General features: G+C 53.6%; 9 protein-coding genes and 2 pseudogenes. 9 read left to right on the top strand and 2 right to left on the bottom strand.

Annotated features, from left to right (window positions below; all coding sequences use genetic code 11):
• Positions 1-8 precede the first annotated feature (8 nt).
• Positions 9-1301 carry an NAD(P)-dependent malic enzyme gene (locus ACA079_RS15565; RefSeq protein WP_497704220.1) on the bottom strand — a complete coding sequence of 431 codons (1293 nt, stop codon included), beginning with the start codon at positions 1299-1301 and terminating at the stop codon, positions 9-11.
• Between the two features lie 122 nt (positions 1302-1423).
• On the opposite strand from ACA079_RS15565, the gene ACA079_RS15570 reads away from it, so the two are divergent.
• The 9 genes and pseudogenes from ACA079_RS15570 to ACA079_RS15610 all read left to right on the top strand — a co-directional run bounded on the left by ACA079_RS15570 (position 1424) and on the right by ACA079_RS15610 (position 13798).
• Complete coding sequence (locus tag ACA079_RS15570; RefSeq protein ID WP_497704221.1) at positions 1424-2056, top strand: trimeric intracellular cation channel family protein; 633 nt, start codon at positions 1424-1426, stop codon at positions 2054-2056.
• Between the two features lie 896 nt (positions 2057-2952).
• A pseudogene (locus tag ACA079_RS15575) lies at positions 2953-3027 on the top strand (KUP/HAK/KT family potassium transporter); the annotation flags it as partial.
• A 330-nt stretch (positions 3028-3357) separates the two neighbouring features.
• Positions 3358-4485: an HDOD domain-containing protein gene (locus tag ACA079_RS15580; RefSeq protein WP_497704222.1), complete on the top strand. Its 1128-nt coding sequence runs from the start codon at positions 3358-3360 to the stop codon at positions 4483-4485.
• 95 nt (positions 4486-4580) lie between these two features.
• The gene (locus ACA079_RS15585; protein WP_497704223.1) at positions 4581-6290 is read left to right on the top strand and encodes a putative bifunctional diguanylate cyclase/phosphodiesterase; all 1710 of its coding nucleotides are present in this window, start codon (positions 4581-4583) and stop codon (positions 6288-6290) included.
• A 74-nt stretch (positions 6291-6364) separates the two neighbouring features.
• Positions 6365-10909, top strand: coding sequence for a PAS domain-containing hybrid sensor histidine kinase/response regulator (locus tag ACA079_RS15590; protein WP_497704224.1), 4545 nt, complete (start codon positions 6365-6367; stop codon positions 10907-10909).
• A complete protein-coding gene (locus ACA079_RS15595; protein ID WP_497704225.1) occupies positions 10909-11853 on the top strand; it encodes a diguanylate cyclase in 945 nt (314 codons plus the stop codon). Before ACA079_RS15590 ends, ACA079_RS15595 begins: the two co-directional genes overlap by 1 nt.
• A 182-nt stretch (positions 11854-12035) precedes the next feature.
• Positions 12036-13163, top strand: coding sequence for a GGDEF domain-containing protein (locus ACA079_RS15600; RefSeq protein WP_497704226.1), 1128 nt, complete (start codon positions 12036-12038; stop codon positions 13161-13163).
• 262 nt (positions 13164-13425) lie between these two features.
• Positions 13426-13679, top strand: a pseudogene (locus ACA079_RS15605) (DUF4113 domain-containing protein); the annotation flags it as partial.
• Positions 13676-13798, top strand: coding sequence for a hypothetical protein (locus tag ACA079_RS15610; RefSeq protein ID WP_497704227.1), 123 nt, complete (start codon positions 13676-13678; stop codon positions 13796-13798). The pseudogene ACA079_RS15605 and the gene ACA079_RS15610, both read left to right, overlap by 4 nt.
• Before the next feature lie 93 nt (positions 13799-13891).
• Here ACA079_RS15610 and ACA079_RS15615 read toward each other — a convergent pair whose 3' ends face one another.
• Positions 13892-15448 (bottom strand): sensor domain-containing diguanylate cyclase, encoded by a 1557-nt coding sequence (locus ACA079_RS15615; RefSeq protein ID WP_497704332.1) that lies wholly within the window; start codon positions 15446-15448, stop codon positions 13892-13894.
• Positions 15449-15458: the final 10 nt, after the last annotated feature.

Raw genomic sequence — 15458 nt, forward strand, 5'->3', positions numbered from 1 at the left:
CGTTACAGTTAACTAGATTGACCGTGATCAGAAAATGGTGACGGTACGTCTACCAGAAACGGGTAAAAGAAGGGATAGATTGACGGGTAGTGGGCAGGGAAACTGATTCTGGCCTCGCCCGAATCAATTGCCGCCCTAGCCACAGCACCAGCTACCACCGAATGCAGGCGCCCATCCAGCGGCTTGGGAATAATGTAATCCCTCCCCAACACCAATCTGTCGACGTTGTAGGTTCGCAGTACGTCTAATGGCACCGGTTGTAACGCGAGCAGGTGCAACGCACGGATCGCAGCAATCTTCATGGCTTCATTTATCCGTCGGGCTCTGACGTCCAAGGCCCCTCGGAAGACGAAGGGCGAGGCCAGGCAACTGGCTAATTCATTTGAATGTTCGAAACTGTCAGTGGCGAGAATCAAGTCCACCCGAATTTCACGAGCCTGCCAAGGCAAAATCGCTTGATAGGGGCCGGCGTAGGCAAACACGATGGGGTTGCTTGCCATCGACAGAATCGCTTCCGGGGTTAACCAGTTCGGGTCTGCAACACCAATAAAAACGTCAGCCCCCTTCATGGCTGCAGGCGAGTGCTGCGTGGGTCCATATTGAACTGACTGCCCCAGTTGCGCGATCGTGTGAGCACAACCAGTGGTTGCGACGATACGAGAGGAGTGTGCACCCAAGTTCAGCAGCAGCCTCACACACTCGGCCGCCGCACGCCCGTGCAGTCCACAGACGATTCTAATGTCTTTAAGTTTTTTCCCCTGAACTCTTAGTGCCGTCAACAGACTGGCCACCACCACAATTGCCATCCCGTGTGGTTCGTCTGAGAACACCGGGATGTCGCATTTAGCGATCAGTGCTTGTTCGATCTCCAGGCTCTTGGACTCAGCCATACCCTCCAGATGGATGCCGCCGAAGGTGTCGGCAATGCGAGCGACCGTATCGATGAATGCGGTCGATTCGCAGGTGTTGACCTGAATATCTACCGCGTTGATCTTGGCCAGTCGTCTGAACAAAAGCGCTTTTCCCTCCATCACCGGCTTGCTGGCAAGAGATCCTTGGTTGCCCAGATGCAGAATCGACGAACCGTCGGAAATGATTGCGATGAGGTTGCCCTTACCTGTAAAGCGGTAAACGTCGTCCGGATTTTTGGCTATCGCCAAGCAGGGCTGCGCGACCCCTGGGCTATACGCCATTGCCAGGTCGTCTACCGTTTTGACCCGCACGCTTGATTCGACAGTGGTTTTTCCAAGCGGATAACCCTCATGACGATACGCCGCTGTATTTTTTTGCCCTGTATTCATCGCACGCCTCAGTTGTGCTTTTATTATCATACTATGATAATGTAATTAGACCCTGATATGTGTCTTTGAGGGTGTTTCATTTCAAGAACTTCTCCCATTTGCGGTACAGGCTGGTTCCTTAGATGAAGACTTACCACGCTGGTTGGGTGATCTATTACTGTGAGTTGTCAGGCGTTGCAGCCTTCGCAGTGACAGGCACCCTGATGGCAGGGCGAAAATCGTTGGACTGGTTCGGCGTTATCACCATCAGTTTAGTCACCGCTTTAGGCGGCGGTGCCTTGCGTGACGTACTGATGGCACATTATCCGATCGAGTGGGTTTCCAATGAGAATGGCTTCTGGGTAGGGGTTAGTGCTTCGCTAGGAACCATGATTTGGGCGAAAACCTTGAAAACCTTCAACGAGAGGGTGTTGTTGGTGGCCGATGCATTTGGATTGGCTGTATTTACGGTCAGAGGAACAGATATGGCTCTTCAGCAAAACCTCCCTCCCAGCATCGCAGTGATCATGGGTGTAGCTACCGCAGTCGCAGGGGGTGTGATGCATGATGTGTTGTGTAACGAAATACCGTTGGTGTTTAAACGTGAGGTTTATGCATCCATCAGTATTTTGGGTGCCGTCGCCTACATCACGCTGTTGGATTTGCAGATGTCACTTGAAGTAGCGTCTGCAATCGCCATTGCGTTCGTTTTTGTCAGCCGTATTGCCGCCATTCGTTGGAAATGGATGCTACCCAGGTTCCATGTAGTCGATTGATCTTGTTGCTTAGCCGACAAAGCTGCGTCCTATAAGAGAACATGAGTGATGCTAAGTCATCTCTGCCCCTCCATCCTTGAGGCTGCTCCTGCAGCCTTTTTTTCCTTCGTCATTAGATGATTACGTGTAGTGGAGACCTTTTCGGCAAGCGGCAAATGTTGATGGATCACTGGTCACGATACGTGTGTGGCATACAGCAAGTAGAAGACAGTGGAACGGCTACCAATAGAGGTACAGCTTCTAACTAATCCCTACTGATGTCGGTCGGTTGTGACTAGCATGGGGTGCTAGGGGTCGAGTGTTCGAATCACTCCGTCCCGACCATATAATTCAAGGGGTTACGAGATTTTATCTCGCGACCCCTTTTTATTTTAAGTAGCTTTTACCCCTACAAAACGACTGGCTTTCAGTGGAATCCTCACTGCGTCCGTGGGTGTTGATGCCTCCCTTTTGGCAAGCACCCTTATGCTAAAGGCCGTAAAAATTTTATGTTTTTTACGGTGGTTTAATTACTCGCAACGATACTAGTCGTCCAAATTGACAGTGTTTTTGTGCCTCGCAACGCTCTTCCTTTTCGGTTTTATTCTTGAAATTTCCAAGGGTTGCGAAGTGCTGCTCGTGGCAGAGCAGAGGGTGTTTCTTACGGCCAGGGCAGATGCTGTTCCCCACGCGCCGCGATGTTCCGCTCGCGTTGAGACACCGTCACTTGACTAGTAGTGGTGATAAAAGTGCGTGCGACGGCATCGACAGGGATCCTGAGAAGACACGCTTTGCCCCTGCTGCATCTGTAAATCTTCCCGTCGTAAGCTTAATGATTGTAGGGCGGGGAGTGGCTGCTTTTGGCGATTGCTGCCTGTCGCGAAGTGCTGGGGTCGACCCAATATAGATGCTCCATCGCGGACAGCATGATCACCCCGGCTATTTCGGTGCTTTCTGCGGTTGAGGGACTTCAGCTAGCGTTTGACGGAATCACTTTTTGAATCTAGCGAAATTTGGGGGCCGGGATCAGCGAGCGCAGGATGGAACCGCCCGAGCAATTTCGCTATCGCAGCATTTATGCATTCCCCCCACCTGCCTATTTACCTGCGAGCTGTTTGCTTGCTTGTATAGTTCGCCGGCGAGGAATAGATTCGGTTGTGAACCTTTATACCCCCAAAATTGAAATGGATATCGCCGTGACTCAATCCCGATTGCTCGCTCACAACCGCATTTCCTGACGTCAGCGACCTCTACTTCGTCGTCCAACAAACCCGGGCCGCAAAGCCTTTCGAAATGGTGCATCAATCCAGTGCGGTGACCGAATGCGCGTGATGATTCTGGATGATGATCCCTGGATAGCAGACCTTCTGAAACAGCTGGTTTTGAGCATCCGCCCGCTGGCGCAAGTCGATTGCTTTGGCGATGTTGCCAGTGCCTTGTATGCCTGGCAGCAGAGTGCCTACCAGATGGTCATGGCCGACTGGAATCTACCGGATGCCAGCGGTGTAAGCCTGTTGCAAACGATTCGTGCACAGGATCTGAAAATACCGCTGATTATGATCACGGGGCGTTCCGATCGAGAAAGTGTCTTGGCGGTCAAGTCTCTGGGGATCAGCGCTTTTTTTACCAAGCCGTTTCAAGTGTCGCGTGTCGTTGAATGCCTCAAAGCGCTCCTTCCTGCCGATACGTCTGTGCAAGTGCCCGCTGTTATTGATGGTGAAAACCTGATCGACTATCTCAGTGGATTCTCCACTCATGAGCTGGACCTGCCGTTACTCGCTCTGGTGAAGGAAAAACTCCAGCGTGGATATGGGGGAGAGCAGCTGGATATTCGCGAATTGGTCCAGGATTGGCAGCATGATCCGGCGCTGTGCGCTCATCTGATTGCGGCAGCCAACAGCGCTGCTTATCACGGGGTAGGCCAACCCTGCACCAGTTTGATCGATGCCATTAAACGATTGGGAGGGCTTACCAGTGTGAATCTGGCGTTGAGCCAGGCCCTGCGACAGGCCAATACCCAAACCAATGGGGTGCTGATGACCTGCATGCAGTCTTATCTGGATGATGCCGAGGGCCTGGCTGAACAGGTTGTTTTCCTGGCTCGACGATGCAAGCTGGATCCGACGCCACTACAGAGTGCTGCATTGCTGCACCGGATAGGTGAGCTTTGTGTGCTGTACCAAATCCAGAAGTGGGAGGGCCAGGGGCATAGGGTGGATGAAGAAGTGCTCACCCATGCCCTGCGTGATTTCGCCGGCCCCTTTGCCATCAAGTTGAAAGCCTCCTGGGGACTCCCTCAGGCACTGCGTGAGTTGATAGGCGCGATCTATGCGTTGCCGCCCATGCAGGTACGCCGCGAACAAGTGGTCATGCGCCTTGGGGCCGCCATGAAAAATGGTGAGCCTCAAGCGGACCTCGAAAGACTTCAACGATTGGCGGGCCTGACCTGATCGCATTCGGGAACGCAGACTGGGCATCCCACCGCAGAAACGCTGGTCTAGGATTGCTTGTTATTGAATGCAAGGGATTTGCGAGGAGCAATGGAATGCACGACAAGACGTTTAGCCTCAAACCAGTCCTCCTGATAGTCGATGACCAAGTCACTGACCTAAGAATTCTGGGCACCGCAGTGCGAGACTTAGCCGAAGTCTATGTTGCCAAAAGTGGTCCGGAGGCGCTTGAGATCGCTCGTCAATGCAGGCCCGATGTGGTTTTGCTCGACATAGAAATGCCAGGAATGAGCGGCTTCGAGGTCTGCCGTGCGCTGAAATCCGATCCAGAGCTTTTGGACGCAGCGGTCATTTTTGTAAGCTCCCATACGCATACAGACAATGAGCTTCGCGCTCTTGAGTGCGGCGGAGTGGACTTCATTCAAAAGCCGCTGAATATTCCAGTTGCCAGAGCCCATATCAAGGCTCATATCGCCTTGCGAAATGAGGCCAAGAGGCTCGCCAATCACGATGCATTAACTGGACTACCCAACCGAATACTGTTGCAGGATCGTACCGAGCAGGCTTTACAAAAGGCCCGTCGCAACCATAGCCGTGTGGCGATGCTACTGCTTGATCTGGACAACTTCAAAGTGATCAACGATTCGATGGGCCACTCTGTCGGCGACTTGGTGTTGCAAGAGGTTGCATTGCGATTATCGCGATCTTTGCGCGTAGTGGATACCGTCAGCAGGCAAGGAGGAGACGAGTTCATCCTCCTCCTGCCAGAGGTGATAGGTTTCGACGCAGTGGGCGACTTCGCTGAAAGGGTACTCGCAACAATCTCCAGTCCATTTTCAATCCAAGCAAACCGATACGACCTTTCCGCAAGCATCGGCATTAGTGTGTTCCCTGAGGATAGCGATGATCTGGAGTCACTTTACCGGCATGCCGACTCGGCTATGTACCAGGCGAAGCTTTCAGGTCGCAATCGCTATAGTTTTTTTTCTCCGCATATCGAGAGCAGCATGCGTGCCCGGCACCTGCTTGAGCGCCATATGCGCTCCGCTTTGGAAGATGGCGTTTTTGAGGTCTTTTACCAGGCGAAGGTCGATGCCCAGCATAACCAGATCATTGGGGTGGAGGCGCTGATTCGATGGCGCAATCATGACGGTGTTTTGGTCTCGCCTGCCGATTTCATTCCTCTGGCAGAAGAAACCGGGTTGATCATTCCTATTGGCAAATACGTTCTGCTCCAGGCTTGCAAGGACGCCAGAGTGTTTCGTGAACTGGGCCATGACATTTCCATTAGTGTGAACATCTCCGCCGTGCAATTTCGCGAGGAGTCCTTCCTGGACATGGTGAAAGGCGTCCTGGTCGAATCTGGACTGGAAGCAAAATCTCTGGAGTTGGAGATTACCGAAGGGGTGCTGGCAAGAGATATTGATAACGCCTGCGAAACCCTTTTTCATCTCAAGGCGTTAGGGGTTCGTATTTCTATCGACGATTTCGGCACAGGTTATTCGAGCCTGGCTTATCTCAAACGGTTTCCAATTGATGTTCTGAAAATAGATCAGAGCTTTGTGCGAGATATGCTCACCGACAAAAGCGATTCGGCGATCATTGAGGCGATCATAAAGTTAGGCCAGGCGCTAGGCCTTGAGTTGGTGGCCGAAGGCGTAGAAACCCAGGAACAGGCCAATGTACTTCTGGGGCAAGGCTGCCAGATCATGCAAGGTTTTCTTTATTGTCGTCCTATTCCCTTCGCTCAAATATGCTCATTTTTATCCTCGGGGCTCAAGGTTAATGTGATACATGCGAACTAAGTTGCAGGTGCCCCCAACAGGGTTCGAACTTTAATATTGAAGGCTTAAAGACCTTCTGTAATGGGGCAACGCGGGTGAGAAAGCATAAGTTTTTTGCATTGAGCTGGGGAGTAGCTATCACTCTGGCGGCAGGGTTAGGGGCAAGCATTCTGGGCGCCTGGATCCTTGAACGCGTCAACGAGCAGCAGGCTCAAGAAGCGATCGCCGCGGCCACCGAGGAAGCCGCAGAGTTGGTTTTAACTCGTCTCGATCTATACCAATACGGATTGCGTGGCGCTCGTGGAGCGGTGCTGATAGCGGGTGAGCATGGCATCAGCCGGGAAGTTTTTGGCCAATATCACCAAGCGCGCGACCTGGCTGCCGAGTTCCCCGGCGCAAGTGCTTTGGGCTTTATCAGACGAGTACCGGAGCGCGATGAACGCGAGTTTCTCAAGTCCGCTCGGTCCGATGGCATGGCTGGTTTCTCCATTCGTCAACTCTCACCCCATTCAGGTGAGCGTTACGTTGTCCAGTATGTCGAACCGGTTGAGGGTAACCAGGCTGCAATTGGCTTGGACATAGCTTCGGAAACAGCGCGGCGAGAGGCTGCCCAATCCTCGATACAGAGCGGTGTGGCACGGATAACCGGGCCCATCACTTTGATACAGAACACAGCGAAACCGCAGCAGTCTTTCCTGGTGTTGATGCCCATCTTTCGCGGCGGAGAGACTCCGGCGACCGCTGTTGAACGAGAGACAGCAGCGTTTGGCTGGATCTATGTCGTGTTGCAGACAGAGAAGGTACTCAGAGGCCTGCGCATAGAAAACGAGACGGTGCATCTGCGATTGAGGGATATCACTGTCCCTGGGCAAGAGAAGCTGTTTTATGAAAGCACCAACGACTCGGTCAGCAGTGAAACGCTGATGACCCATCAGTTGGAGCGCGAGGTATACGGGAGGCGATGGCAAATCGAACTCGGCGCGCATCCGTTGTTCATCCAGCGCCTGCATCAGGTTTCACCAACAGTCGTCCTGCTGCTTGGTGGTCTGCTCACTCTTCTATTGGCTACTCTGGTGAGTGTTGTGAGTGTCAGCCGTCAACGCCGGCGGCAGATATTCGCCGAACAGGCAAGGCTGGTCGCCATTGTTGAAAGCTCGGCCGATGGCATTATTGGAAAAACACTCGATGGCATCGTCACCAACTGGAACAAGGGGGCCGAGCATCTTTTTGGCTATACCGCCAAGGAGGCAGTGGGCCAGACACTGGCCCACCTGATTGTTCCTGAGGCGCTTGTAGCTGAGGAGGCCGGGATCCTTGTGCGTATCAGGGCGGGGGAGCGGATCGCCAGCTTTGATACCCAACGCCGTTGCAAGGGCGGTCAGCTGATTTATGTCTCTGCCAGCGTCTCACCCATTTATGGCGAGGGTGGTCGCGTCGTTGGAGCTTCCAAGACGTTAAGGGATATCTCTGCAAAAAAAGCAGCGGAGGCCCGAATTCTCGAACTCAATTCAAACTTGGAGGAGCAGGTTGCACAGCGAACTTCCGAGCTGCGGCATCTCAATCTATTGTTAGGCAGTGTGCTGCGCTCGGCCACTGAGGTCTCGATCATTGCGACGGATCTCGATGGCGTTATCCGCGTGTTCAACAAAGGCGCCGAGCATTTGTTGGGCTATCACGCCGATGAGTTGCTGGGTCAGCACACCCCTGAATCGATACATGTGCCAGAGGAACTCGCTGCTCGTAGCGTTGAACTGGGCGAGGAGTACGCTCAGGCAATCGATGGTTTTCGTGTGTTTACCCATAAACCTGAGCTTGAAGGCGCAGAAACACGTGAGTGGACTTACATACGTAAGAACGGCTCGCGGTTTCCTGTCACGCTAGTGGTCACCTCCATGCGTGATGACAATGGGAAATTGAGCGGTTACCTAGGCATCGCGGTAGACATCACCGAACGGAAAGCGGCAGAAAAGGAGCTGGCTGCAAGCCTGGAGACGACGCAGAAACAACGTAGTGAACTGATGGCGGTGCACGACCAATTAGTGATGGCTGCTGAGGTAGCCGAACTGGGCATTTGGTCCTGGACGTTGGCGGACAATAACTTGCAGTGGAATGACCGTATGTTCGAGTTCTACGGTCAGCCACTGACGTTGCGCAATACAGGTCTGAGTTATAAACACTGGTACGCGCGTATTCACCCCGAGGATTCTGTTGCTACGGCTGCAAAGCTGAATGCCGCCGTCGAGGGGAATGGTGTGTACGACACAGTTTTCCGTGTCGTTCGCCCGGACGGCCAAATCCGCTTCATACAGGCAGGCGCGCAGGTCGAACGCAGTCCCAACGGTACGCCCCTGCGCGTGACGGGTATCAATCGGGACATCACCTCCCAGCGCGAGCTGGAATCACATCTACTGTACGCCAAGGAACAGGCCGATACTGCGAGTGCGGCCAAATCGTCGTTCCTGGCCAACATGAGCCACGAAATACGCACGCCGATGAACGCCGTGCTGGGCATGTTGCAGTTGGTGCAGAACACCGACCTGAATGGTCGTCAACTCGATTATGTGACCAAAGCGCAGACCGCTGCGAAATCACTGCTGGGTTTGCTCAATGACATCCTTGATTACTCCAAAATTGAGGCCGGCAAGCTACAGCTGGATGTGCACCCGTTCGAACTCGAACCGCTCATGCGTGATCTCGCCGTTGTGCTGGCAGGTAATCAGGGCCAGAAAGAAGTCGAGGTCATGTTCGACCTGGACTCCAATCTACCCAACGACCTGATAGGCGATAGCCTGCGGCTGCAACAGGTGCTGATCAACCTGGCGGGTAACGCCCTCAAGTTCACCATGGAAGGTCAGATCGTGGTCAGCGTCGAGCAACTGATGCGCACGGAAAACTCTGTGAGCTTGCGTATCGCGGTTGCTGATACCGGTATCGGTATCAGCCCGGAGCAACTTCAGCGCATTTTTGAAGGATTCACTCAGGCCGAGGCTTCAACCACCCGCCGCTTTGGCGGTACCGGTCTGGGCTTGGTGATCTGCAAGCGGTTGGTCAGCTTGATGGGCGGTGAACTACAGGTGGAGAGCCAGCAGGGTGTGGGAAGTCGCTTTTGGTTCGATATCACCCTGGATGTAGCGCCGAATGCGCTGCTGAGACCTGACAGTCCTGTAGTCGATGTGTCCATACGGATATTGGTAGCCGACGACAACGCCATGGCGGGTGAGTTGCTGATGCGAACGGTTCATGCATTGGGGTGGAGGGCCGACCACGTGAGTGGTGGCACGCAAGCAGTGGAATGGGTGAAGAACGCGCAGGCGAGAGGCGAAGCTTACGACGTGGTACTGATGGACTGGCGGATGTCCGATATGGATGGGCTGAGCGCTGCGCAATTGATCCGTCAGCAGGGCAACGGCGTACCGCCTCCAATGGTTATTATGATTACCGCTTACGGCCGTGAAGTGCTGGCCGACGCAAACGAGATGGGAGACGCTCCCTTCGTGGGGTTTCTCACCAAGCCTGTCACGCCCAAGCAGTTAGCCGACGCTGTTCAGCGAGCACTCAATGGCAAAGGCCTTCCGCAGTCACTCCCGTCCAAGTCAACTGTTGACAGACCGCAGCGCCTGGCCGGGCTGCGACTATTGGTGGTGGAAGACAACATGCTTAATCGGCAGGTTGCCGATGAGTTACTGACAGGAGAAGGTGCGCAAGTGACGTTGGCTGAAGGCGGTCTGGAAGGTGTGAGCAGGGTGATGGCTGAGATGGTGCCCTTCGACGCGGTGTTGATGGATATCCAGATGCCGGATATTGATGGCTTGGAGGCGACCCGTCGCATTAGATTGGATCCACGTTTTGCAGCGCTGCCAATAGTGGCGATGACCGCAAATGCCTCCAATACCGACCGTGAGGCCTGTCTTGCTGCGGGGATGAATGAACATGTCGGCAAGCCCATAGATCTTGAACAACTCGTCGCAACATTGCTTTTTCAAGCGGGCCGTGAGGATCGCCAGGCATCTCCAGCCCTGGGCCAAGCCAATACAGGAGAGGGCGTCATCGAGCCTCGTGAATCGATCATTAGCCGCTTTGGTGGTGACCTCGATTTGATCCGCAACGTGCTGCGTAACTTTGGTCCCGAGATAGAAAAACAGCTTGTCCGGTTACACGATCAGATCCAGCGGCAAGACGCATCGGGGGCAGCTTTCGTGCTTCATACAATTAAAGGCAGCAGCGGGACCATGGGTGCCAAGGCGATGTCTCTGCTGGCCGGCGACCTGGAGCAAAAGCTGAAATCCGCAGATGCAGAATCTGTAGCGAGCATCTTTGCTGACGCAACATGGTTTGACGAATTGAGCAGGTTACTGCAACAAAGCCTTGAGCAGATGCATGTCGACTTTGGTCAGAGCCCACGAGCAAAGATCAGTGCAGGTAAGGAAACAATGGAGCCGACGCAATGGAAAGAATCCCTTAAAGAGATTTTGCTAATGCTGGAGGCGGGTAACCTTCAAGCCATAGAGCTGGCAGACGCATTGGCGTCAAAAACGCCGCCATCCCTGCGCCCACAGTTCGACGAACTGGTTGTCCTGGTGCAGTCGCTCGACTTTTCCGCTGCGATGCCGATGGGTCGTGACCTTTTGAGATCTGCCTGATGGAACAAGCAATGGAAACCTGGTTGCCGCATTCCCATAACCGTCCAAGACTCCTCATCGTCGATGACCAACCGACTAATATCCGGGTACTCCATGAGCTGTTCCGCGAGGACTGTGATGTGTTCATGGCCACACGCGGTGAGCAGGCAATCACCCTATGTCGGACCCTGCTACCCGATCTGATTCTGCTGGACGTGGTCATGGAGGGCATGGACGGGCATGAAGTATGCCGTCGGCTCAAGGCTGATCCCGCGACTCAAGGCATCCCTATCATCTTCATTACCGCACAGCAGCAGGAATCAGATGAGGTGCTAGGTCTGGAGCTAGGCGCGGTGGACTTCATCAGTAAACCGATCAATCCCACCATTGTCAGAGCACGTGTGCGAACACATCTGACCCTGAAGCTACAGAACGATCTGCTGCGTTCTATGGCGTTGATGGATGGCCTTACTGGAGTGGCCAATCGACGCAAATTCGATGAGGACATTTTGGCGGATTGGCGCCAGTGCTTTCGAGAGCAAAAGCCGCTGTCGCTCATTTTAGTGGATGTCGACTATTTCAAGCGCTACAACGACCGATATGGGCATCTGGCTGGCGATGGATGTCTGAAATCCGTTGCCCAGGCGTTATCTGAAACGGTTAGACGCCCCTATGACCTGGTCGCTCGGTATGGAGGCGAAGAGTTTGCCTGCATTCTGCCCAATACAAGTCTTTGCGGAGCAGTCGAACTTGCAGAAAAAATGCAACGGAATATCCGGGCGCTGGGTATCGAGCATTCTGCTTCTGATGTAGATCGTGTGGTGACTATTTCTCTAGGTGTCGCAACATTGACGCCTACTGACGATCTTGAATTCCAGGCGTTGATAGAAGCTGCGGACAAGCAACTTTACGAAGCGAAGAAAGCTGGCAGGGCCAGGGTATGTTCATCCTTTAGCGATGAATAACGATCACTCCTCATGGGGCGACAGGAGCGCAGCTCATTGAACTGGTTGGCGTTCGGGCTTGGCTACGAGACCGGTCAATTCTCCAAGAGCTTTGCGGACGGCCACGAGCGTAATTTGATTGTTTGCTTTGGTGGCAGGGTGCCACAATAGTTTTTTAGTTGCGTCATGATCAGGTGGATCACATGGATGGCCCAGGATCTCGGAATGACCAAGAGTCTTTCATAGCCGAGCAGGTGCGAACTGACCGATTGCATCAACTATTTCGCCAATCAGTTTCTGCGGTTTTTGGTAGTTACCTCGCTGCCATCATGCTGTGTTGGCTGTGTTGGGATCGTTTTGAACACAGCGTCATTCTTTGGTGGCTGGCCATACTGACCGGATCGACGCTGTTGCGCATCTCGATGTTTGTTGCCTATTTTCGTAGCGACGAAAGTGAACGTACGCCTCAACGCTGGGAACGCAAATATTGGAGCACGCTCGTGTTATCCGCCAGTATCTGGGGGGGAGGCGCATTCGTTGTCATGCCAGCAGACGATCTTTTGTCGCAGGCGTTGGTCATGCTCTTTACTGTCGGGATGTCTGTCAGCGCGGTGTCCTGCTACTCGGCTTACCGCTATATGACACTAGTGTCTATTGGCCTGGTTCTGTTGCCGTGCACCGCCTGGCTGCTGTTTCAATCGTCCACGATTCAAGTCGGCATGGCACTCTCGGTTTTGGTGTTCGCGTCATTTGTTGCCCGCGCTACACGAAAAATGTCCGAGGCGCTGGAAACCGCCTTTCGACTAACCCGTGAAATGGAACAGGCGAACAGCATTTCAACCCGTGCAGCACAAACCGATGAACTGACCGGCTTGAAGAGTCGACGAGCTTTTTTCGAGCATGCCCAGCAGCTCTACAACGAATGTAAAACCAACCGGTTAGGGTTGTGCGCCGTAATGTTGGACATGGATCACTTCAAGCATATCAACGACATCTACGGCCATCAGGTTGGGGATCAGGTTTTGCGCCAAATGGGTGTGGTCATCAGTTCGTCCTTTCGTGCAACGGATATCCACGGCCGGCTAGGTGGAGAAGAATTCGCAGTTCTGCTCCCGGACACCTCCATTGAAGTCGCCGTTAAGATTGCAGAACAGCTCATCCAAACTATTGCTGGATTGATGATCGAGCCTGTTCACTGCATAACAGCCAGCCTCGGCGTAGCGTCAACGGATGCTGGTAATAAAGATCTGCACAGCTTGATGAACAATGCTGATAAAGCACTATATCGAGCCAAGGCGCGGGGACGTAATCAAGTCGCTGTTGCTCAGTAGGTTTGGCTTCTGGCCGAAAACCATCATCCGTAGCAGGCCGCTTTTGGTCCAGAGTGTGTAAAAACGCTTCGCCAAAATTGAGGTGTGCGCATCTACGTTAAATCTGAAATTTATCGGCACGTCAGCAGATGTGGATTTTGCGTAGAAGCGCGATGTCCAGTCCGGTTTTGAGTGCCGGTCGCGCTGAAAAACGTTTTTACACAGCCTCGGCCGATAGCAGCCTGTGCCACCGGACATATTAGGACTTCTTTTTTCGAAGAGGGCGAAAGCCAAAGAACTTGCCGTTGATAACCTTTGCCAAAAGGGCGAGTACACCGAAGATCTCTTTTCGATCTCCCAGCCTGAAGCGACCGAGAAAGTAATGGGTGTTTTGGATGCCATCAATGGCAGGTGGGGCAGGGGGGCGATGCGTCTCGCGAGTGTGCCGACCGATCCGGATTGGGGATGCGCAGGGAGATGATGAGTCAGAGTTTCACAACACGGGTTGATCAGCTTTGGACGGTGTACTGCAAATGACGCGTGAGCGTCTCGGCGGCGATGAACATCTCGCTCCATTGGGCGTTCATGAAAAGCTGGCGGAAAATGGCGGTAAGGTTCCTGCGGATTTGTTCAATGAGGATTGCCTTGCTTGGTAACGAATCATGCGCTAGGTGCGATCGTGTTCCCGGGCCGATATGCCTGAGGACGACGGTACGCCCACCGTCAGTAATGGAAAAAAGCACTGCGAGTCATAGCGCAGGCTCATCAGCGAAGCACCAACGATTTCGTCCTCGTTGTTTCGCTGAATAGAGTTGCGCGTCAGCCGACTTCAGCAAAGTGGCCGGCGTCACCTCTTCAGTGCTCGGCTGGCTTGTAGTAATGCCTGCACTGGCCGTGACCTTCCCTAAGGGATGCTCGGCGTGCTCAATGTTCAGTGATCGAATTGCTTCCAAGATATCGTGGGCGACTTGTTTTGCGCCCGCGCTATCCGTGTTGGGAAGTAGGGCTGTGAATTCTTCTCCACCGTACCGGACGGCAAGATCCCCAGGCCTTTTAACCGCTTTTTGGATTGCTCCCCCAACCGCGCTCAGGCAGTCATCGCCGGCCGCATGTCCATACCTGTCGTTGTAGCGTTTGAAGTAATCGACATCAAGCATGATCAATGAGAGCGATGATCTTTGGCGCTTCGCCAAGCGAATCTCATCCAGCAGCGCGCTATCCAGCCGTCGACGATTGCCCAGTCCGGTCAGACTGTCAGTGAGCGCCATGTCTCGCATAGCTTGGTGTGCGTGACGTAACTCTCTTTCCGCCACCATTCTTTGACGGAGCTGACTCAAAACGATGAATCCAAAAACGGCGAGTACGGCGATCAAGAACACCAGCACAAACCCTGTTTTTAATAGATCTCGGCGCCAAGGTGCAGTGATGGATTCACGAGACAGTCCGGCTTCAACGACCAGGGGGTAGGTGGTCAATGCCCTATAACCGTACAGGCGCTCGGTGTCGTCTATGACGGCCTTAACCTCAGCGATGCCTTCGTTGGACGCTGGCAAGTAGCGCTTAAAAATCTCACTGTTCGCCAAGCTTTTACCGACGACGGATGCGATGAAGGGACGGCGCACCAGAATTGTTCCGCTGCGCATGGCCAGAACCAAAGCGCCCTTGTCATCGATTTTGAAATCGCCGTAGTAGTCCACGAAGTAACTGACCTTGATCGTCCCCAGTAATACGCCCGCGAAGGATCCATCTGGGTTGTTCAATCGGCGAGAGATGGGAATGATGAGATCGTCGGTTGATCTACTTCTGACTACTTCGCCGATACGCACGTTTCGATCATCATGAGTGCGGTGATACTGGAAATAGTCCCGGTCTGCGTTGTTCGCCGGCTCTGGAATGGCTTCCTTGTCGGTCACGATCCATTGGCCGTCAGAGCCGTAAATAAACAGTCCGTGCAGCTGTGGCATTATTTTGGATTGCTGAACCAATAGCTTGTGGATGCGAAGGACGTTGATGTTCTGTAAGCCGTCGCCTTCCACCCGCTCACCGAGCGCGGCGGTCAGTACATCTACTTGCCTAATGGCATCTTCCGCGTGCTGAGCCGTCGCACGAGCCAGATTCGTTACGGAGTCGCGGGCAGATGCAAAGGCAGCACGATAATCGCGCCATGTCCGCCAGCCCTCAACTGCCACGAATGCGACGATTACTACCAGCATGAAGCTGGTTATGAGTCGGAATGTAGCTCCAGCCCGCACAGCCTTCGCAGTGATGGTTTCAGTGGAGCTGTCTGTCTTATCCTCTGACGGCATGCATCCAAGC

The organism is Pseudomonas sp. LBUM1645, from assembly GCF_059716185.1.